Source organism: Streptomyces sp. RKAG337, from assembly GCF_023701715.1.
Taxonomy (GTDB): Bacteria; Actinomycetota; Actinomycetes; order Streptomycetales; family Streptomycetaceae; genus Actinacidiphila.
Window position 1 is genome coordinate 7,713,482 of record NZ_JAJOZA010000001.1, and the last position, 23,341, is coordinate 7,736,822.

Here is a 23,341-nt window from a genome sequence, read left to right on the forward strand (position 1 = left end):
GTGCTACCGGTCGATCTCCCCTATCCGGTGCGTCCCGCCGACGGACCCGTCCTGACCCGAACCCGTCTGCTCGCCACCGCCGCGCCCGGCGTCACGGCGCTCGCCGCGTATGTCGCGCTGCTGCACCACTACGCGGGCGGCGCCGATGACATCACGGTCGGCCACCACGGGCTGCCGCTGCGGATCGCCGTCCACGGCGACCTGCCGTTCGGCGAGCTGTGCGGCCGGGTCGCGGACGCCTGCGCGGCGGCGGACGCCCACCGGGTGCCGCTGGCCGCACTGGTCGCGGCGCTGGCTCCCGAACCCACCCGCGGTGGCGGCCGGTTCTGCAACACCAGCTTCGGCGCCGGCGCCTGGGAGAGCTGCGGCGGCCCGCTGGACCTCGCGCTGGAGGTGACGGCGGACGACCTGCGCGTCACGTACCGGCCCGCGCTCTTCGACGCAGCGACGGTCGACCGCATGCTCGGCCACTACGCGACGCTTCTGGCCGACGCGATGGCGCGGCCCGGGGCGCCGGTCGGCGCGCTGACCCTGCTGGACGACGAGGAGCGGCACCGCGTCCTGGTGGAGTGGAACGCCACCGGGCACGACGTGCCCGCCGCGACCTGGCCGCGGATGTTCGCCGCGCGGGTCCGCGAACGGCCCGACGCCGTCGCCCTGGTCTTCGAGGACGTGCGGCTGACGTACGCCGAACTCGACGAGCGCGCCAACCGGCTGGCCCACGCGCTGATCGCGCGCGGTGCCGGCCCCGAGCGGGTGGTGGCCCTCGCCGTGCCGCGCTCGGCCGACCTGATCGTCGCCGAGGTCGCCGTACTCAAGGCGGGCGCGGCTTATCTGCCCGTCGACACCGACTACCCGGCCGACCGCATCGCCTACATGCTCGCCGACGCCGACCCGGTGTGCCTCGTCACGACCGCCGGTGCCGCCGCCGATCTCCCGCCGGACACGGCCGGGTTGCTCGTGCTGGACGAGCCCGCGACCGTGGCCGAGCTGGACGGCCGCCCGGCCGGGGATCCGGACCTGCGGGGCCGGCTGTCCCCGGGTAACGCCGCCTATGTGATCTACACCTCCGGTTCGACCGGCCGCCCCAAGGGCGTTGTGCTGTCCCACGCCGGTGTCGCGGGGCTCGTCGCCACCCAGGTCGAACGGTTCGGCATCGGGCCGCACAGCCGGGTGCTGCAGTTCGCCTCGCCCAGCTTCGACGTCGCGTTCTGGGACCTGTGCCTGGGCCTGCTCTCCGGCGGCCGGCTCGTGGTCGTGCCCGCCGAGCGCCGGGTGCCCGGCGCACCGCTGGCCGACTACGCCAACGACAACGGGATCACCTTCATGATCCTGCCGCCGGCCCTGCTCGCCGCCCTGCCCGACGATGTCCTGCTGCCGCCCGCCGCCACCCTGCTGGCCGGCACCGAGCGCGTCTCGCCCGAACTCGTCGGGCGGTTCGCGCGCGGCCGCATGATGTTCAACGCGTACGGGCCGACCGAGGCCACCACCAACTCCACGCTCGGCCGCTGCGACCCCGACACCCCGGCCGGCAGCATCGTGCCCATCGGCGTCCCCGACCCCGGCACCCGCGCCTACGTCCTGGACGGCCGGCTGCGCCCGGTGCCCGCCGGGGTCCCGGGCGAGCTGTACCTCGGCGGCGCCGGGCTCGCCCGCGGCTACCTCGGCCGGCCCGCGCTGACCGCCGAGCGGTTCGTCGCGGACCCCTTCGGGGCACCCGGCGAACGGCTCTACCGCACGGGCGACCTCGTGCGCTGGAAGGCGGACGGACGGCTGGAGTTCCTGGGCCGGGCCGACGACCAGGTCAAGATCCGCGGCTTCCGCGTCGAGCCCGGTGAGATCGAGTCCGTCCTGCGCTCCCATCCGGCCGTCGACCAGGCCGCCGTCGTCGTCCGCGAGGACCGCCCCGGCGACCGGCGGCTGGCCGCGTACGTCGTCCCGGCGCTGGACCGCGAGGCCGAGGTCGCGGAGTGGAAGGACCTGCACGAACTGCTGTACTCCGCCGCCGGCTCCGAGGGGTTCACGGAGAACTTCGCGGGCTGGAACAGCATGTACGACGGGCTGCCGATCCCGCTCGCCGACATGCGCGAATGGCGCCGCGCCACCGTGGACCGCATCGCCGGTCTGCGCCCGCGCCGTGTCCTGGAGATCGGCGTCGGCAGCGGCCTGCTGCTCTCCCGCCTCGCGCCGGACTGCGAAAGCTACTGGGGCACCGACGTCTCCGAGGAGGCGATCCGCGCCCTGCGGACCCAGATCGCCGCCGAGCCCTCCCTCGACGGCCGTGTCGAACTGCTGGCCCGGCCGGCCCACGACACCGCCGGACTGCCCGAGGGATTCTTCGACACCGTCGTCATCAACTCCGTCGCCCAGTACTTCCCGGGTGCCGGCTACCTGACGGACGTACTGCGCCGGGCCGAGGCCCTGCTGGCGCCCGGCGGCGTGCTGTTCCTGGGCGACGTACGCAACCTGCGGCTGCTGCGCACGCTCCGCGCGGCGGTCGAGAGCGGCCGTACGGCCGCCGAGGGCGATGACAAGGACGCACTGCGCGCCGCGGTGGACCGCTCCGTCGCGTGGGAGGGCGAGCTGCTGCTCGACCCCGACCACTTCGCCGCGCTGGACGGCTTCACCGCCGAGGTCCACGTCAAGCGCGGCACGCACCACAACGAGCTGACGCGCTACCGGTACGACGTGCTGCTGCGGCCGGCGGGCGACGGTACTCCCATGGCCGCCGGGGACGGGCCGGCCACCGCAGAGCAGACCTGGTCCGAGCTGGGCACGCTCGACGCGCTCGGGGCGCGGCTCGCCGCGGCCGGCCGGCCCGCCCGGCTGCGGGTCACCGCGCTGCCCAACGCCCGGCTGGCGGAGGACCTGTCCGCGCTGGGCGCGCTCGGCGACAGCAGCCGCCACAGCATGAGCACCACGGCGACCGGGGTGGATCCCGAGGCGCTGCACGAACTGGCCGCGCGCCACGGTTACCGCTGCGCCGTGACCTGGAACGGCTCCGCCTCCGACGGCGGCCTGGACGCGGTGTTCGCCCTGGGCGACGTCCCCTTCGGGACGCTGTACCGGCCCGGCACGGGCCGGCCGCACGCGAACCGTCCGGCGCCGTTCCGCGATGTCGCCGCACTGATGCGGACACTGCGCGCGCACGCCGCGGAGTCGCTGCCCGAGTACATGGTGCCCGCCGTGCTCGTGCCGGTGGACCGGCTGCCGGTCACGCCCAGCGGCAAACTCGACGCCGCCGCGCTGCCCGTGCCCGACTACACCGCCCTCAGCTCCGGCCGGGCCCCGCGCGACGCCCGCGAGGAACTGCTGTGCGGGCTCTACGCACAGGCGCTGGGCCTGCGGTCGCTCTCCGCGGACGACGACTTCTTCGCCCTCGGCGGCGACAGCATCAGCGCCATCCAGTTCCTCGTCCTCGCCCGCCGGGCGGGCCTGGCCCTCACCCCCCGCGACGTGTTCCGGCACCGTACCGTCGCGGCGCTGGCGCAGGTCGTGGACACCGCCGTGGACAGCGCACCGGCGGTTGACGGCGCCGACGACGGGCCGCTGGTGCGGCTGACCGACGCCGAAAGCGCCGACCTCGCGGACCTGTCCGGCGGGCACCCGGTCACCGTCGAGGACCTGCTGCCGCTCAGCCCGCTGCAGGAGGGGTTCCTCTTCCACGCGCTGGTGGACGGCTCCGGCCATGACGCCTACGTCGTCCAGCAGGTCATCGAGCTGGCCGGGCCGGTCGACGCGGACGCCCTGCGCCGGGCCGCCCAGCGGCTGCTGGAACGCCATGCCCCGCTGCGCGCCTGCTTCCGGCAGCTCGCCGGCGGCCGGCCGGTCCAGATCATCGCCGGGGAGCTGGAGCTGCCCTGGCGCGAGGTGGACCTGTCCGCCCAGGACACCGGCGCGCGGCCGGCGCTGGCCGACGCCGTCGCCGCCGACGAACGCTCCCGCCGTTTCGACCTGGCCCGGCCGCCGCTGATGCGCTGCACGCTGGTGCGGCTGGGGGAGGAGCGCAGCCGGCTCCTGCTGACGTTCCATCACATCATCGCGGACGGCTGGTCGTTGCCGGTGCTGCACCGCGAGCTGATGGCGGGTTACGGCGACGCGCCGACGCCGCTTCCCGAGGTCGCGCCGTACCGCGGCCATCTGCGCCGGCTCGCCGCCGCCGACCGGGACGCCGCCCGCGAGGCCTGGCGCGGGGCGCTCGCCGGACTCGACGAGCCGACCCGGCTGGTCGAGGTCCCGGCCGACGGTGGCCCGATCGAACCGGCGCAGATCCGCGTCGAGCTGTCCGAGCGGGCGACGGCCCGGCTGGCGGCCCGCGCGCGGGAGCACGGGGTGACGCTCGGTACCGTTGTCCAGGGTGCGTGGGGTCTGCTGCTGGGTAAGTTGATGAACCGGCAGGACATCGTCTTCGGGACGACGGTCTCCGGGCGCGACGCCGCCGTGGACGGCATCGAGTCGATGGTCGGCCTGTTCATCAACACGCTCCCCACCCGCTTCCGCTGGGCGCCGGCCGACACCCTGGCGCAGCTGCTGCAGCGCCTGCAGGACGAGCAGAGCGCCCTGCTGGACCACCAGCACCTGGGCCTCGCCGAGTTGCAGCGCCTGGCGGGACTCTCCGGCGCGGGTGAACTCTTCGACACTCTCGTCGTCTTCGAGAACTACCCGGCCGAACCGGGGCTGGCCGACCCGTCAGGTACCGTCCGGATCACCGGGCACTCCTTCCACGACGCCGTGCACTATCCGCTGGCCCTGATCGTCAAGCCCGGCCGCCGGCTCGACCTGCGGCTCAAGCACCATGCCCGGCGCCTGGACGCGGCCGCCGTCCAGGCGGTCGCCGACCGGCTCACGCTCCTGCTGACCGCCTTCGCCGACGAGCCCGGCCGCACGGTGGCCGCCCTCGACCTGCTGTCGCCGCAGGAGTCGGCCGCCGCGCACCTGGACGGTGCGGCACGTCCGGTGCCGGAGACCACCCTGAGCGCCCTCTTCGAGGAACGGGCGGCGCGCACTCCGGACGCCACCGCTGTCGTGGACGGCGCGCGGACCCTGTCCTACGCGGAGCTCGACGCCCGCGCGGACGCCCTCGCCCGCCGGCTGCGGGCCCGTGGAGCGGGCCCGGAGCGCTTCGTGGCCGTCGCCGTGCCGCGCTCGGCGGAGCTGATGGTCGCTCTGCTCGGCGTCCTCAAGTCCGGTGCGGCCTACCTGCCGGTCGACCTGGACTACCCGGCCGACCGGGTGGCCGCCATGCTCGCCGACTCGGGCACGGCCACCGTCGTCAGCACCACCGCGGACGCGTCACGCCTGCCCGTCGCGGAAGGGCTCGACGTCCTGCTGCTGGACGCGCCGTACGAGGAGGCCGCCGAGGAGGCCGCCACCGCCGTCAGGCCGCGGTCCGCAGGACCGGACGACCCAGCGTATCTGATCTACACCTCCGGCTCCACCGGCCGCCCCAAGGGCGTCGTGGTCACCCACCGGGCCATCGTCAACCGTCTCGCCTGGATGCAGGGCGAGTACGGGCTGACGCCGGACGACCGGGTGCTCCAGAAGACACCGTCCAGCTTCGACGTGAGCGTCTGGGAGTTCTTCTGGCCGCTGTGCGAGGGCGCGGCGGTCGTCCTGGCGAAGCCGGACGGACATCGCGACCCGGCGTATCTGGCGGGCCTGATCCGCGAACAGGCCGGCACCACGATGCACTTCGTGCCGTCGATGCTGGAGGCGTTCCTGCGGGCCGGCGAGGTGACCGCCGACCCGGCCTGGGCCGCGAGCCTGCGCCGGGCGTTCAGCAGCGGCGAGGCGCTGCCGGGGTCGGCCGCCGCCCGCTGGCGGGCGCTGACCGGTGTGCCGCTGCACAACCTGTACGGCCCGACCGAGGCGGCTGTGGACGTCACCCACCACGTGTACGACGGTGAGCCCGGCGCTACCGTTCCCATCGGCCGTCCGGTGTGGAACACCGGGCTGCGGGTGCTGGACGGTTGCCTGCGTGCGGTGCCGGCCGGGGTGCCCGGCGAGCTGTATCTGACGGGCGTTCAGCTGGCCCGTGGGTATCACGCCCGGCCGGCGCTGACCGCCGAACGTTTTGTGGCCGACCCGTACGGCGCCCCCGGCACGCGGATGTACCGCACCGGTGACCTGGTGCGGTATCGCGCGGACGGGGCGGTGGAGTACCTGGGCCGCACCGACCGGCAGGTCAAGCTGCGCGGCAACCGCATCGAGCCGGGCGAGGTCGAGGCCGCGCTGGTGGCGGAACCGTCCGTCGCCCAGGCGGCGGTGACCGTCCGCGAGCAACGGCTGGTCGCGTACGTCGTGCCCGCCGCGGACGGCGAGCGGCCGGAGCCGGCCGCGCTGCGCGCGGCGCTGGCGGACGTCCTGCCCGCACCGCTGGTACCGGACGCCTTCGTGGTCCTGGACGCACTGCTGCTGACGCCGAGCGGCAAGCTGGACCGGGCCGCGCTGCCCGCGCCCGAGGTGGAGCGGGCCGCCGCGCGTGCGCCGCGCACCGGGCCGGAACAGCAGCTCACCGAGATCTTCGGCGCCGTGCTGGGCCTCGACGAGGCGGGCCCCGACGACGACTTCTTCCTGCTCGGCGGTGACAGCATCAGCTCGATCAGCGTCTCCAGCCGGGCGCGCGCGGCGGGTCTGGAGCTGGACCCGCGCGATGTGTTCGAGCACCGGACTCCCGCGGCTCTCGCCGCGGCCGCCGCCGCTGGCGTCCCGGCCGGGACGCGGACCGGGCCGGCCGCCCCCTCCTTCGTGCTCAGCGACGAGGAGACGGCGCACGTCCGGAGGCTCGCCGGAACCGGCGCCGTGGCGGACGTCTGGCCGCTGGCCCCGCTCCAGGAAGGCCTGTTCTTCCACTCCACGTACGACGACGGCGCACTGGACGTCTACACCGTCCACGAGTCCTTCGACCTCGCCGAACCGGTGGACGCCGACCGGCTGCGCCGCGCCGCCCGGGTGCTGCTGGCCCGCAACCCCAGCCTGCGGGCCGGGTTCACCAGCGACGGGCTGCGCCAGCCGGTCCAGTTCATCGTCCAGGACCCGCCGATCCCGCTGGAGGAGGCGGACCTGTCGGGGCTGCCCGCCGCCGAACAGGACGTGCGGATCACGGAGTTGATGGAGGCCGAGCGGACCCGCCGGTTCGACCTGGCGACGCCTCCGCTGCTGCGGATGCTGCTGGTGCGCCGGGGTGCCGGGCGCGGCGACCGGCTGGTCATCGGCCGCCATCTGATCCTGTGGGACGGCTGGTCCGCCTGGCTGTTCCTCGACGAGCTCTTCGCGCTGTACGCGTCGGACGGCGACGCCGCCGGGCTGCCCCGTCCCGGCTCCTACCGTGACTACCTGAGCTGGCTGGACGCCCAGGACGACACCGCCGCCACGGCCGCCTGGCGGGGCGCCCTGGCCGGGCTCGACGAGCCCACCCTGCTCGTGCCGGCCGCCGCCGACCGCGCCCTGGAGCCGGTCGTGCCGCAGCACCTGGACACCCGGCTGCCCGAGGAGCTGACCGGCCGGCTGCGCGCCACCGCGCGCGGCCACGGCCTGACCCTGAACACACTGCTCAATGCCGCCTGGGGCCTGACCCTGGCCGCCGCGACCGGCCGCACCGACGTCGTGTTCGGCACCACCGTGGCCGGCCGGCCCAGCCAGGTGCCGGACGTCGAGAACGTCATCGGCATGTTCCTCAACACCGTGCCCGCCCGCATCGCCTACGACCCGGCGGAACCGGTGCTGGGCCTGCTGCGCCGCATCCAGGGCGAGCGGCTGGCCCTGATGCCGTACGAGTACCTGGGGCTGGGCGTGCTGCAGGCCGAGACCGGCCACCGCCGGTTGTTCGACACGCTGTTCGTGCTGCGCAACAACGACACCGAGGAACGTCTCGAACGGCTGCGGGAGCGGCACGGCGCCACCGCCGTCGCCAACGTCGACGCCACCCACTACCCGGTGAACCTGATCGTCACCCCGGGCCGGCGGATCACCGTCACCCTCGCCCACCGGCCCGACGTCGTCGACGGTGCCACGGCCCGCACGCTGCTCGACCGGTTCACGCTGCTGCTGGAGCGGCTGGCCGGGGACCTGACCGCGCCGGTCGGCGGGCTGGATCCGCTGCTGCCCGGCGAGCGGGCCGCGCTGGAGAGCGAGTGGGCCGGCAGCCGGGTGCCCGACCCGCAGGAGACCGTCGCCGACCTGCTCGCCGCCCAGGCCGCCCGCACCCCGGACACGACCGCCCTGGTCTTCGGCGACCGGAGCATGACGTACGCCGAACTCGATGCCGCGGTGAACCGGACGGCCCGGCTGCTGCTGGACCGCGGTGCGGGCCCCGAGCGGATCGTGGCCCTCGGGCTGCCGCGCTCCATCGACATGGTGGTCGCGCTGTTCGCCGTGCTCCGCACCGGCGCCGCCTACCTGCCACTGGAACTGGACCACCCCGCCGACCGCCTCGCGCTGATGCTCGTGGACGCCGGCCCGCTGCTGCTGCTCACCACCCGCGCGGTCTCCGCGACTCTGTCCGGCGACCTGCCGCGCGTCCTGCTGGACGACCCGGCCACCGCCGACGCGCTGGCCGCGCTGTCCGGAGCGAGCGTCACCGAGCGCTTCAGCCTGGAACACCCGGCCTACGTCATCTACACCTCGGGCTCCACCGGCCGTCCCAAGGGGGTCGTCACCCCCTACCGCGGCCTGACCAACATGCAGCTCAACCACCAGAAGGAGATCTTCGAACCGGCCATCGCCGCGGCCGGCGGACGCCGGCTGCGGATCGCGCACACGGTCTCCTTCGCCTTCGACATGTCCTGGGAGGAGCTGCTCTGGCTCGTCGAGGGCCATGAAGTGCACGTGTGCGACGAGGAGTTGCGGCGGGACGCGCAGGCGCTGGTGGCGTACTGCGAGGACCACCGGATCGACGTCGTCAACGTCACCCCGACCTACGCCCGGCTGCTCATCGAGGAGGGGCTGCTGGAGGGCCATGTCCCGCCGCTGGTGCTGCTCGGCGGCGAGGCCGTCCCGCAGACCGTCTGGTCGCGGCTGCGCGACACCGAAGGCACCTACGGCTACAACCTGTACGGCCCCACCGAATACACCATCAACACTCTCGGCGGCGGCACCCACGACAGCGCCACCCCGACCGTCGGCCGCCCCATCCGCGGCACCCGCGCCCACATCCTCGACGCCTGGCTGCGCCCGGTGCCCGACGGCGTGCCCGGCGAGCTGTACATCGCGGGCATCGGGCTGGCCCGCGGCTACCTGGAGCGGCCGGGCCTGACCGCGGAGCGGTTCGTGGCCGACCCCTTCGGGCTGCCCGGCGAACGGATGTACCGCACCGGGGACCTGGTGCGCCGCCGCTCGGGGTCCCGGCAGGAGTCCGAGGGAGGGAACCTGGACTTCCTCGGCCGGACCGACGACCAGGTCAAGATCCGCGGCTACCGCGTCGAGCTGGGCGAGATCGAGACCGAGCTCAGCCGCCACCCCCAGGTCGCCCAGGCGGCGGTGACCGTACGGGACGACCGGCTCGTCGGCTATGTCGTGCCCGCGCGGCTCAGCGACGAGGAACGGGAGTCGGCGGAGCGCGCGCAGGTCGGCGAGTGGCAGGAGATCTACTCCGACGAGTACGAGGAGATCAGCACCGCGGTCTTCACGGAGGAGTACGCCGGCTGGGACAGCTCCTACGACGGACAGCCGCTGCCCTTCGACCACATGCACGAGTGGCGCGAGGCCACCGTCGCGCGGATCCGCGAACTGCGACCGCGCCGCATCCTGGAGATCGGCGTCGGCTCCGGGCTGCTGCTCTCGCGGCTGGCCCCGGACGCCGAGGCGTACTGGGCCACCGACTTCGCCGCGCCCGTCATCCGCAAGATCGGCGAGGAACTGCGCCGCGACCCGGAACTGGCCGCGAAGGTGGAACTGCGCTGCCGCCCCGCCGACGACCTGCGGGACCTGCCCGCCGGATTCTTCGACACGATCGTCGTCAACTCCGTCGTCCAGTACTTCCCCAGCGCCGACTACCTCACGGCCGTCATCCACGGCGCCATGGACCTGCTGGCACCCGGCGGCGCGCTGTTCGTCGGAGACGTGCGCAACCTGCGGCGCGCCCGCGTGTTCCACACCGAGATCCAGCACGCCCGCGGCACCGGCGCGGCCGGGCTCGAACGGGCCGTCGAGCGCGGGCTGCGGCTGGAGAAGGAACTCCTGCTGGACCCGGACTACTTCACGACGCTCGGCTACGGGGTGGACCTCCGCACCAAACGCGGCCGGCACCACAACGAGCTGACCCGGCACCGCTACGACGCCGTGCTGTACCGGGACGCCGCGGACGTGTCCTTGGGTGACGAGCCCGCCGCCCGCTGGGAGCCGGCCCTCGACCTGGCGGCCCTGCTGCGCTCCGGCCGCCCCGAGCGGCTGCGGGTGACCGGTGTGCCCGACGGCCGGCTCGGCCCGGACGCCGTGGACCCCGAGACGCTGCACGACCTGGCCGCCGAACTGGGCTATCGCGTCCTGACCACCTGGTCCGGCGACGCGGGCGGCTACGACGCCGTCTTCCTCGCCACGGGTGAGATCCGGGTGACCGCCGGGCTCTACGTCCCCGGCGGCGGCACCGCGCCGTACGCCAACAACCCCACCGCCGCACGGGACGCGAGCGGCCTGGTCCGGCGGCTGCGGGAGCACCTGAAGCGGCAGCTGCCCGACTACATGGTCCCGGCCGCGTTCGTCACCCTCGACCACCTGCCGATGAACGACAACGGCAAGCTGGACGTCCGGGCGCTGCCCGACGCGGAGCCGGCCGTCGCGCTGGGCGGCGGCCGTGGTCCGCGCACCCCGCAGGAGCAGGTGCTGTGCCGGCTGTTCGCCGAGGTGCTCGCACTGCCCGGGGTCGGCGCCGAGGACAACTTCTTCGACCTGGGCGGCCACTCGCTGCTCGCCACCCGGCTGGTCAGCCGGGCCAGGACCGAACTGGGTGCGGAACTGGCCATCCGGGACCTCTTCGAGGCCCCGACGCCCGCGCTGCTCGCGGGCCGAGCGGACACGGGCCGGCCGGTCCGCCCGGCGGTCACCGCGGTCGCGGAGCGGCCCGAGCGGATTCCGCTGTCGGCCGCGCAGCGGCGGCTGTGGCTGGTCGAGCGGATCACCGGAGGCGGCGTCGCCTACAACTTTCCGCTGGTCTTCCGGCTGCGCGGGGAACTGGACACCGCCGCACTGCGGGCGGCGCTGCGCGACGTGGCCGGGCGGCACGAGGCGCTGCGGACCGTCTTCGCGGAGCACGAGGGCGAGCCCTATCAGCGGGTGCTGCCGGCCGGCGAAGCCGCGCCGGCGTTCGCCGAGACCGACTGCCGGCCGGACGAGCTGCCCGCGCTCATCGAGACGGCACAGCGCCGCCCCTTCGACCTGTCACGGGAACTGCCGCTGCGGGCCGAGGTGTTCCATGTCGCGCCCCAGGACCATGTAGTGGCCGTCGTGCTGCACCACATCACCACCGACGAGTGGTCCGACCGGCCGTTCCTGGCCGACCTGAACACCGCCTACCGGGCGCGGGCGGCGGGCGGGGCGCCCGGGTGGACGCCGCTGCCGGTGCAGTACGCCGACTACACGCTGTGGCAGGAGCGCCTGCTCGACCGGACCGGTGAGGCCCAACTCGCCTACTGGACCGAGGCGCTGCGCGACCTGCCGGAGGAGCTGGCGCTGCCGCTCGACCGGCCGCGCCCCGCCGAGCCGACCGGGCGCGGCGGCACCGTCCGCCGTGAGGTGCCGGCCGGCACCGGACGGGCGCTGCGCGAGCTGTCCGGGCAGAGCGGCACCAGCATGTTCATGCTGCTGCAGGCGGCCACCGCAGCGCTGCTGCACCGGATGGGCGCCGGCGACGACATCCCGCTGGGCGCGCCGATCGCGGGCCGCACCGACAGCGGTCTCGACGACATGGTCGGCTTCTTCGTCAACACGCTGGTGCTGCGCACCGACCTGTCCGGCGACGGTCTGACGTTCCGGGACCTGCTGGGCCGGGTCAGGGAGTCGGCGCTGGCCGCCTTCGAGCACCAGGACCTGCCCTTCGACCGGGTCGTGGAAGCGGTCAACCCGGGCCGCGTGGCGGGCCGCAACCCGCTGTTCCAGGTGATGCTCGGCTACCACTACCGCCCGGACGGCGACGCGGACCTGCTGGGCCTGCCGACCGAGTGGTACGAGATGGACACCGGGACGGCGAAGTTCGATCTCGACTTCACCTTCGTCGACGCGGGCGAGGTGGACGGCCGGATCACGCTGCTGCTGGAGTACGCCGCCGAGCGGGCCGACCCGGGCACCGCCGACCTGCTGGCAGAGCGGCTGGTGCTGCTGCTCCGGCAGGCGGCCGCCAACCCCGACCGGCCGCTCGCCGACCTCGACGTGCTGACGCCCGCCGAGCGTGCGGCCGCCGCCGGTGTCTGGAACGACACCGCCCACCCCGTCGAGACCCGGGCCGTGCCCCAGCTGTTCGCGGACGTCGTCCGGGCACATCCCGGCCGGACCGCGCTGGTCACCGCCGCCGGCTCGCTGACCTTCACCGAACTGGCCGCCCGGATCGGGGCCGTCGCAGCGCTGCTGCGCCGGCACGGCGCCACGGACGGCACCGTGGTGGGACTGGCGCTGCCCCGGCACGAGATGGTGCCCGCCATCCTCGGCGTGCTCGCCGCCGGCGCCGCCTACCTGCCGCTGGACCCGGACCAGCCCGCCCACCGGCTGGAGTTCCTGCTCGGTGACGCGCGACCCCGGTGCGTGCTGACCACCGCCGCACCGGCGGAGCGGCTGCCCGTCGTCCCCGGCGTGGCGACGCTGCTGCTGGACGGCCCGCTGCCCGCCGCCCCGTACACCGCGTCGCGGACGTACGCTCCGGACGCGGCCGCGTACACGATCTACACGTCGGGCTCCACCGGCACCCCCAAGGGCGTCGTCGGCACCCACCGCGGGCTGGGCAACCTGTTCGCCGCGCAACTGCGCGACCTGATCGAACCGGCCGTGCGGGACACCGGACGGGACGTGCTGCGGGCGGTGCACGCGGCCTCGTTCAACTTCGACGGCTCCTGGGAACCGCTGCTGTGGCTGCTGGCCGGCCACGAGGTGCACGTGCTCGACGAGGCCACCGTCCTGGACCCGGCCGCCCTGCTCGCCCAACTCGCCGAACGGCGGATCGACTTCGTCGACCTCACCCCGACCTATCTGCGCGAACTGCTGCACCACGGCTTCCTCGCCCCGGGCAGCGTCATACCCGCGGTGCTCGCCGTCGGTGGCGAGGCCACCCCGGACGCCCTGTGGCGGCAGCTGACCGCGCTGCCCGGCACGGCCGTCCACGACCTGTACGGGCCCACCGAGTGCGCGGTCGACGCGTACGGCTGGCACAGCGCCGGCGCCGGGTCCGAGCAGTGGGCCGCCCCCCTCGACAACATCCGCGCCCATGTACTGGACGACCGGCTGCGGCCGGTCCCCGTCAACGTGCCCGGCGAGCTGTACCTCGCGGGCGAGGGGCTGGCCCGCGGTTACCTCAACCGCCCGGCCCTGACGGCCGGCCGCTTCGTGGCCGGCCCGTACGACGGGCCCGGCGAGCGGATGTACCGCACCGGCGACCTGGTGCGCCGCGCCCCGGACGGCACCCTCGCCTTCCTGGGCCGGGCCGACGACCAGGTCAAGCTGCGCGGCTTCCGGATCGAGCCGGGCGAGATCGAGTCCGTCGTCAGCGCGCACCCGGACGTCTCCGCGGCGGCCGTCGTCGTCCGCGAAGACGTGCCCGGCGTACGGCGGCTCGTCGCGTACGTGGTGCCCGCGCCCGGCCGCGAGCCCGGCCGGTCGGCGCTGCGCGCCCACGTCGAGGCGTCGCTTCCCGAGCACATGGTGCCCGCCGCCTTCGTCACCCTGGACGCGCTGCCGCGCACGATCAACGGCAAGCTCGACCACGCAGCGCTGCCCGCCCCCGACCTGTCGGCCGCGGCCGGCGGGCGGCTGCCGCGCAACCCCCGTGAGGAACTGCTCTGCGAGCAGTTCGCGGCGGTGCTGGGCGTCGACCGGGTCGGCGTCGACGACGACTTCTTCGCGCTGGGCGGCCACTCGCTGCTGGCGATGCGCCTGGTCAGCCGGATCCGCAGGGTGCTGGACGCCGAGGTGTCGCTGCGCGCGGTCTTCGACGCGCCCACCGTGGCCCGGCTCACCGCCCGCCTCGACACGTCCCGCGGCACCGCCCGCCCGGCGCTGACCGCGGGGCGGGCCTGCCCAACGCGGCTGCCGCTGTCCTTCGCCCAGCAGCGGCTGTGGCTGCTGCACCAGGTGGACGGCCCGGACCCGGCCTACAACATCCCCGCCGCCTGGCGGCTGACCGGTCCGCTCGACCGGGCCGCACTGGAGGCGGCCGTCAACGACGTCGTCGCCCGGCACGCCCCGCTGCGTACGGTCTTCCCCGCCGAGGACGGCGTGCCCTACCAGCGGGTGCTGGATCCCGCGCAGGCGCGCGTCGTCATCGCGAGCGAGCCGTACGAGCGACTCGCGCGGGCCGCCGCGCACCACTTCGACCTGGAGCACGAACTCCCCGTGCGGGTCACGCTGTTCGAGACCGGTCCCGACGAGCACGTGCTGCTGTTCCTGCTGCACCACATCGCCACGGACGAGTGGTCCGACCGGCCGCTGCTCGCCGACCTGAGCGCCGCCTACGCCGCGCGCACCGCGGGCCGCGCCCCCGACCGGGCACCGCTGCCGGTCGGCTACGGCGACTACACGACCTGGCAGCGCGAGCTGCTGGACGACACCGGCGAGAGCCTGCTCGGGTACTGGACCGAGGCACTGCGCTCGCTGCCCGCGGAACTCGCGCTGCCCACCGACCGGCCACGGCCCGCGGAGTCCAGCCACCGCGGCGGCACCGTCGGCTTCACCGTGCCGCCCGAGCTGGAGCGCGGACTGCGGGAACTGGCCCGACGCGAGGGCGCCAGCATGTTCATGGTCGCCCAGGCGGCCGTGGCGGCACTGCTGCACCGGCTCGGCGCGGGCGACGACATCCCGCTCGGCGCACCGGTCTCCGGGCGCGGCGACGAGGCGCTCGAGGAGCTCGTCGGCTTCTTCGTCAACTCCCTCGTCCTGCGCACCGACCTCTCGGGCGATCCGGAGTTCACCGCACTGCTGCGCCGGGTCCGGGAGACCGACCTGGCCGCGTACGAACACCAGGACCTGCCCTTCGAGCGGCTGGTCGAGGCGCTCAACCCGGAGCGCTCGCTGGCCCGGCACCCGCTGTTCCAGGTCATGGTGGTCCATCTCGCCGGGCGCGGCGGCGTCCCCGACCTGCCGGGGCTGTCCGTCCGGGCGGAGCCGGTCGGCGGGCCGACCGCCAAGTTCGACCTCAGCTTCGACTTCATCGAGCGCGGCGAGGGCCAGGGCATCCAGGGCTGGATCGATTACAGCGCCGACCTGTTCGACCGGCAGACCGCCGAACTGCTGGCGCGGCGGCTGGAGAGCCTGCTGGAGCAGGTGGCGGCCGAGCCGGAGCGCCGGGTGTCGCTGCTGGACGTGCTCGGTGAGCAGGAGCGCGCCCGCGTCGTCACCGGCTGGAACGACACCGACCACGAGGTGCCCGCCCTGACCCTGCCGGAGCTGTTCCGGGCCCAGGTCGCGCGCACACCGTCGGCGACCGCGCTGGTCCTGGACGACACCGCCCTGACGTACGCCGAACTCGACGACCGGGTCGAGCGGTTGGCGCACGCCCTGGCCGGGGCGGGGGTCGGGCCGGAGAGCACGGTCGCCGTCGCCCTGCCCCGTTCGGTGGCCCTGGTGGTCACGCTGCTGGCGGTCCACCGGGCCGGTGGCGCGTACCTGCCGCTGGACACCGACTACCCGGCGGCGCGGCTGGCGCTCATGCTGGCGGACGCCCACCCGGTGTGCGTCGTCACCGCGCCGGGCGTCGAACTGCCCGACTCCGCAGCGCCGTTCCTGCTCGTCGCCGACGACGGAACGACGCCCGCCGGCCCCGAGGGCCCGTTGCCCACGGCGTACGATCCGCGCCACCCGGCGTACGTGATCTACACCTCCGGTTCCACCGGCCGTCCCAAGGGCGTCGTCGTGCCGCACGCGGGGATCGCGAACCGGCTGGCGTGGATGCAGGCGCGGTACGCGCTGACGCCCGCCGACCGGGTGCTGCAGAAGACCCCGTCGAGCTTCGACGTGTCGGTGTGGGAGTTCTTCTGGCCGCTGATCACCGGCGCGACGCTGGTCCTCGCCCGGCCCGGCGGCCACCAGGACCCGGCCTACCTCGCGGATCTCGTCCAGCGGCGCGCGATCACCACCGCGCACTTCGTACCGTCGATGCTCCAGGCGTTCCTGGACGAACCGTCGGCGGCCGGCTGCACGACCCTGCGACGGGTGCTGTGCAGCGGCGAGGCACTGCCCGCGCCGCTGGCCGCCCGGTGCCACCACGTCCTGGCAGGGGCGGAGTTGCACAACCTGTACGGCCCCACCGAGGCGTCCGTCGACGTCACCGCCCACCAGGTGGCCCCCGGCGCGACGGTCGTGCCGATCGGCCGCCCGGTGTGGAACACCAGGACCTACGTGCTGGACGCCGGGCTGCGCCCGGTGCCGCCGGGTGTGCCGGGTGAGCTGTACCTGGCCGGTGTCCAGCTGGCCCGGGGCTACCTCGGCCGGCCCGCACCGACCGCCGAGCGCTTCACCGCCGACCCGTACGGCCCGGCGGGCGGCCGCATGTACCGCACCGGCGACCTGGCACGCTGGACGCGGGACGGGGAGCTCGAGTACCTGGGCCGGGTGGACGACCAGGTCAAACTGCGCGGCTTCCGCGTCGAGCCCGGCGAGATCGAGACCGTCCTGTCCCGGCATCCGGGCGTCGGTCACGCGGCCGTCGTGCTGCGGGACCAGCAGCTGGTGGCGTACGTGATCGCGGCCCCCGGCCGCACGGTCGAGCCCGCCGAACTGCGCGCCCACACCGCGGCCGCGCTGCCCGCGCACCTGGTCCCGGCGGCCTTCGTCACCCTGGACGCCCTGCCGCTCACCCCGAACGGCAAGCTGGACCGCCGGGCGCTGCCGGCACCCGACTTCGCCGGCCAGGTGACGGCGACCGAGCCGCGCACACCGCGCGAGAAGGTGCTGTGCGACCTGATCGCCGCTGCCCTCGGACTCGACCGCGTCGGTCCCGACGACGACTTCTTCACCCTCGGCGGCGACAGCATCGTCGCCATGCAACTGGTCGGCAGGGTCCGCGCGGCGGGCCTGACGATCACTCCCCGGGACGTGTTCCGGCACAAGACGGCCGCCGGGCTGTCCGCCGCGGCCGTGGACACCGTGCGGCACGACGCCCACGGCGCACGGAACGAGCTGCTGGACCTGACGGCGGAGGAACGCGCCGAACTGGGCTCCACCGGCGCCGCCGAACTCCTGCCGCTGTCACCGCTGCAGGCCGGGCTGCTCTTCCACGCGACCTTCGACGCCGGATCGGAAGGACCGGACGTCTACACCGTCCAGGTGTCGTACGACATCGAAGGAGCGGTCGACGCCGAACGACTGCGGGCCGCCGGGCAGCAGGTGCTCGACCGGCACGACAGCCTGCGCTCCGGCTTCCGCTACCTGTCCAGCGGACGCCCGGTGGCGGTGGTGCCGCGGACGGTGCCGCTGCCCTGGCGGCAGCTGGATCTGACGGACGTCGGGACCGGGACCGCATCCGAGGCCGCCTGGGAGCGGCTGCTGCTCCAGGAGCGGCGCCGGTTCGATCCCGCCGAGCCGCCGCTGCTGCGGCTGCTGTTGGTGCGGCTGGCCGCCGACCGGCACCGGCTGGTGCTCTCCCACCAGCATCTGCTGCTGGACGGCTGGTCGGTGCCGCGTCTGATGGCCGAGCTGACCCAACTCTACGACGGCCGGACCCCGCTGCCCGCTCCCGTTCCCTACCGCGAGCATCTGCGTTGGCTGTCCCGGCAGGACACCACCGCGTCCGCCGCCGCATGGGCCGCCGCGCTGGACGGGCTGGACGCGCCGACCCACCTCGTCGCGTCCGACCCCAACCGGGTCCCGGTCGTGCCACGCACCCACACCGTCGCATTGGATGCCGGCCTGACCACCGCGCTCACCGCGCTCGCCCGGCGCCACGGCCTGACCGTCAACACCCTGGTACAGGGCGCCTGGGGCATCCTGCTGTCGCGGCTGACCGGGCGTGACGACGTGGTGTTCGGCGCGACGGTGGCCGGGCGGCCGCCGGAGCTCGACGGGGTCGAGTCGATGATCGGCCTGTTCATCAACACCGTGCCGGTCCGGGTCCGGCTGCGCGACGACGAGCCGGTGGCCGCGTTCCTGGACCGGCTCCAGGAGGAGCAGTCCCGGCTCCTCGACCACCAGTACCTGGGCCTGTCCGACATCCAGCGGGGCGCCGGACTCGGTGAACTCTTCGACACCCTGGTGGTGTTCGAGTCGTACCCGGTCGAGGACGACGAGGACACGAGCGGGCTGCGGCCGACCGTCCGGGACCACGAGGACTCCACCCACTACCCCTTCGCCTGGGCCGTGGAGCCCGCCGAACGGCTTCGACTGACCGCCGAGTTCCGGCCCGACCTGATCCCCGCCGCGACCGCCGGACGCATGGCGGCGTCGATGGTCACCCTCTTCGAGGCGATGACGGCCGCCCCCGAACGACCCGTCGGGCGGCTCGACATCCTCTCCGCCGCCGACCGGCACACCATCCTGGACACCTGGAACGACCGGGTCCTGCCCGCTCCTCCGGGCGGCCCCGCGACCGTGCCGGCGCTGTTCGAGGCCCAGGCCGCGGCCACCCCTGAAGCCGTCGCCGTCACCGACGCGACCGTCAGCCGGACCTTCGCCCAGCTGAACGAGCGGGCCGACCGGCTGGCCGGAGTGCTGGCCGCGCACGGTGCCGGCCCGGAGCGGATCGTGGCGCTCGCCCTGCCGCGTACCGCCGACCACATCACCGCGATCCTGGCGGTGTTGAAATCGGGCGCGGCCTATCTGCCGCTCGACGCCGCGCTGCCCGCCGAGCGGCTGCTCGACATGCTCACGGACGCCCGCCCGTGCCTGATCCTCACCACCGCGGACCTGGCCGCGGCCCTCCCGGCATCCGACGTCCCGCGGCTGCTGATGGACGACGCGTACGACCTGCCGCAGGCCGCACCGCGGGCACCGTCTCCCGACCACCCGGCGTATGTCATCTACACCTCAGGCTCGACCGGGCGGCCCAAGGGCGTGGTGGTCACCCACCGCGGCATCGCCAACCTCTTCCACAGCCACCGCCGCGACCTGCACGACCGTGCCAGGGAACTGACCGGCCGCCGGCACCTGCGGGTCGGTCACGCCTGGTCGTTCTCCTTCGACGCCTCCTGGCAGCCGCAACTGTGGCTGATGGACGGGCACGCCCTGCACGTCGTGGACGACGAGACGCGCCGGGACCCCGAGCTGCTCGCTGCCCTCATCCATGACCAGGAGCTGGACTTCATCGAGGTCACCCCTTCTTTCCTGGCGCAGATGGCCGCCAGCGGCCTGATCCGGGACGGCTCCTGCCCGCTGGCGGTGGTCGGGGTCGGCGGCGAGGCCGTGCCGGATTCGCTCTGGTCCGAGCTGCGCGCCCTGGGCTCCACCGAGGCGTTCAACCTGTACGGGCCCACCGAGACCACCGTCGACGCCCTCGTCGGTCGGGTCCGCGACAGCGAGCGCCCGGTCGTCGGCCGGCCGGTGCACAACACCCGGGCCTACGTCCTGGACGCGGCGCTGCGCCCGGTCCCGCCCGGCGTCACCGGCGAGCTGTACCTGTCGGGCGCGGGCCTGGCGCGCGGGTACCTCGGCCGTCCGGATCTGACGGCGGAGCGCTTCGTGGCCGATCCGTTCGGCCCCCCGGGCGCCCGCATGTACCGCACCGGCGACCTGGCCCGGTGGACCGAGGACGGTCAGCTGGAGTTCGCGGGACGCTCCGACGACCAGGTCAAGATCCGCGGCTACCGGGTCGAACTGGCCGAGATCGAGGCGGCGCTGGACTCCCATGAAGCCGTCGCCCAGGTCGTGGTCACCGCCCGTGAGGACCGGCCGAGGATCAAGCAGCTGGTCGGCTACGCCGTCCTCACCGAGGGCGCGGTCGCCGATCCGGCCGCCCTGCGCGCCCATGTGGCGGGTCTGCTGCCGGAGTACATGGTGCCGGCCGCCGTGGTCGTCCTGGACCGGCTGCCGCTGCTGTCCAACGGCAAGCTGAACCGCACGGCGCTGCCCGTCCCGGACTTCACCGCCACGACCGGCGGCCGCCGCCCCGCGACCGGCGCCGAGCGGGTGCTGTGCGCGGTCTACGCGGAAGTGCTGGGCCTCCCCGTCGAAGCCGTCGGCACCGATGACGACTTCTTCGCCCTCGGCGGCGACAGCATCGTCGCCATGCAGTTGGTCGGCCGGGCCCGCGCGGCGGGCCTGCGGATCACCCCGCGGCAGGTCTTCCAGCACCGCGAGGCCGGCGCCCTGGCCGCCGTCGCCGTCCCGCTGGACCCGGCCGGGTCGGCCCCCGCGCACGACGACGGCACCGGCAGCGTCCCGCTCACCCCGATCATGCACGCGCTGCGCGAACGCGGCGGCCCCATCTGGGGATACCACCAGGCCGCCCTGCTGCAGACCCCGGCGGCGCTGGACGAAGCCGGGCTGCTGGCCGTGCTGCGGGCGCTCGCCGACCGGCACGACATGCTGCGCGCCCGCCTCGAACGCACCCAGACCGAGCCCTGCTCGGCCGGGTCGGGCGGTGAGGAGTGGGCCCTGCGGGTGCCGGCACCGGGCTCGGTCGACGTGGCCTCGTGGCTGCTCCGGGCCGACGTGACCGGCGCGGACGACCCGGCGCTGCGCGCGGCGATCGCCGAGCACGCCGAGGCCGCCCGGTCCTGGCTGGACCCGGACAGCGGCGCCATGGTGCGGGCGGTGTGGTTCGACGCGGGCCCCGGCCGGCCCGGCCGGCTGCTGCTGATCGTTCACCACCTGGTGATCGACGGCGTGTCGTGGCGCATCCTGCTGCCGGACCTGGCCGCCGCCTGGCAGGCGGTCGCGGCGGGCGAGAGCCCGCGGCCGGCCCCGGTCGACATGTCGTTCCGCCGCTGGTCGACGCTGCTGGCGGCGCGGGCCACCGACCCCGCCACCGAGGACGAACTCCCGCTGTGGACCTCGGTGCTGGCGGACGGCGCCACGCTGCCGCTGGCCCGGCCGCTGGACGCCGGCCGGGACACCGTCGAGACGACCCGCTATCTGTCCCTGACGCTGCCCGCCGAGGTCACGGCCCCACTGCTGAGCCGGGTCCCCGCGGCCTTCGGCGCGACCGTCAACGACGTGCTGCTGACCGCCTTCGCGCTGGCCGTCGCCGACTGGCGGGTCCGGGTGCTGGGGGCGGCGACGGGCAACGCGGTGCTGGTGGACCTGGAGGGCCACGGCCGGGAGGAGGAACTGGCGGGCAACGCCGATCTGTCCCGTACGGTCGGCTGGTTCACCAGCGTCGTCCCGGTCCGCCTCGACCCGGGCACGATCGACCTGGCCGACGCCTTCGCGGGCGGCCCGGCCCTGGACACCGCGCTGGCCCGGATCGGACGGCAGCTGGCCGCACCGCCCACGGCGGGCATCGGCCACGGGCTGCTGCGCCACCTGAACCCGCTGACCGGCCCGGAGCTGGCCCGGCTGGACGAGCCGCAGATCGAGTTCAACTACATGGGCCGCTTCGACCACCCCGAGGCCGCGGACTGGTCCTATGCGGAGGAGTCCGACGCGGCGGACCTCGACGCCGACCCGGGCATGCCGATGTCGCACGCCCTGACCCTCAACGCCCTGACCGAGGACCGCCCCGGCGGCCCGGAGCTGGGCGCCCACTGGGCCTTCGCCGCCGAGCTGCTGACGGAGGAGGCGGTCCAGGACCTGGCGCGGACCTGGTTCCGGGCGCTGGAGTCCCTGGTGGCCCGCGCCGGCCGGCCGCGCCCCTGACACCCCCGACCTTGACCCCGAACCACCCAACCGCCCCACCGAGAGGAACTGAGAAGATGGCCAACCCGTTCGAGAACCCCGAGGGCGTCTACTCGGTCCTGGTCAACGACGAGGGCCAGCACAGCCTGTGGCCCGACTTCGTCGACGTGCCGGCCGGCTGGACCGTCGCGTACGGCCCGGCCGGACGGCAGGAATGCCAGGAGTACACCGAGACCAACTGGACGGACATGCGACCCATCAGCCTCGTGGAGTAGCCCCCGACACGGCGGAGGGGGACGGCCCGACCGGGCCGTCCCCCTCCGCCGTGTCCGGCGTGCCGGTCAGGACGCGGGCTGCCCGACCTTCGTGTCGGGCTTGCCGTCCACCGCCGCGGCGAGCTGCGGCACCAGGCGCTCCAGGACGTACGGAATGCTGAGCACCGTCGACAGGGACACCGCGTTGCCGTAGTCGCTGGTCTCCTTGATGAAGACCTCGCGGCCCTGCTTCACGACGTTCAGGTCGCCGTAGAGCTTGTCGCTGTGCAGCTTGGTGACGGCTCCGGTGGTGTCCGGGACGATCCACACCGCGACGCCCTGGTCGAGCAGATCGGTGCGCTCCTTGCTGATGTTGGCGCCGAAGGAGTCACCGATCACCTTGTCCAGACCCGTCGGCAGCGTGAGGCCGAGGCCCGCCAGCAGCCGGGAGCGCGCGTCCTGGCTGCCGTAGACGAAGGTGCCCTCGTACGGGGTGGCCATGACCGCGGTGGTCCTGGCGAACTCCGGGTGCTGCTTCCCGGCGGCGCTGAACACGCTCTTGACGCCGTCGACCAGCGTCTTGGCCTCGGCCTGCTTGCCGAGCGCCTTGCCGATGGTCTCGGTCTGCTGCTGCCAGGGGATGCCGAAGTCGTTGAACTCCTTGGGCTGGGCCACGACCGGGGCGAACTTCGACAGCGTGTCGTACTGGGCCTTCGTCAGGCCGGAGTACAGAGCGAGGATCAGGTCCGGCCGCAGGGCGGCGATCTTCTCCGTCTGAGGCCCGGTCCCGGTGTCCTTGAGCACGGTCGGCACGGCCGCGCCGCCCAGCTTGCTCTGCGCCCAGGGGCCGATGGCGCCCGGGTAGCCGCCGATCCACTCCGTCGTTCCGACCGGTACCGTGCCCAGCGCCAGCACGGCGTCCTGGTCGGTCAGGCCGACCGTGACGATGCGCTTCGGCTCGGACTTGACGGTCGTGCTGCCGTACTTGTGCTGGATGGTGACGGGGAAAGCGGTGGCGGCGGCGTTCTTGCCGGTGCCGGCGGACGCGGGGCCGGAACCGGTGCCGGAGTCGGCCGAGCCGCAGGCGGCCACCCCACCGGCGAGAAGCAGTACGGAGGCGAGCAGTCCGGTGAACCGGGTGGCTCTCTGGGCGCGGGACATCACATGATCCTTCGGGTCGGTACGGT

Annotated in this window: 3 protein-coding genes; 2 read left to right on the top strand and 1 reads right to left on the bottom strand. The window is 74.4% G+C overall.

The genetic code is table 11. The annotated features are described in order from the left end of the window. Together LNW73_RS34260 and LNW73_RS34265 are read left to right on the top strand one after the other, a co-directional pair. The gene (locus LNW73_RS34260; protein WP_250992708.1) at window positions 1–21,921 is read left to right on the top strand and encodes a non-ribosomal peptide synthase/polyketide synthase; all 21,921 of its coding nucleotides are present in this window, start codon (window positions 1–3) and stop codon (window positions 21,919–21,921) included. Window positions 21,922–21,977: 56 nt separating this feature from the next. Then, window positions 21,978–22,175 (top strand): MbtH family protein, encoded by a 198-nt coding sequence (locus LNW73_RS34265; RefSeq protein WP_250992709.1) that lies wholly within the window; start codon window positions 21,978–21,980, stop codon window positions 22,173–22,175. A gap of 66 nt (window positions 22,176–22,241) precedes the next feature. Here LNW73_RS34265 and LNW73_RS34270 read toward each other — a convergent pair whose 3' ends face one another. Beyond that, the gene (locus tag LNW73_RS34270) at window positions 22,242–23,315 is read right to left on the bottom strand and encodes an iron-siderophore ABC transporter substrate-binding protein (RefSeq protein WP_250992710.1); all 1,074 of its coding nucleotides are present in this window, start codon (window positions 23,313–23,315) and stop codon (window positions 22,242–22,244) included. Window positions 23,316–23,341: the final 26 nt, after the last annotated feature.

Excerpts from the sequence above, each read along its gene's own strand:
- LNW73_RS34265 (WP_250992709.1), top strand. The coding sequence starts at position 21,978 with ATGGCCAACCCGTTCGAGAACCCCGAGGGCGTCTACTCGGTCCTGGTC.
- LNW73_RS34270 (WP_250992710.1), bottom strand. The coding sequence starts at position 23,315 with ATGTCCCGCGCCCAGAGAGCCACCCGGTTCACCGGACTGCTCGCCTCC.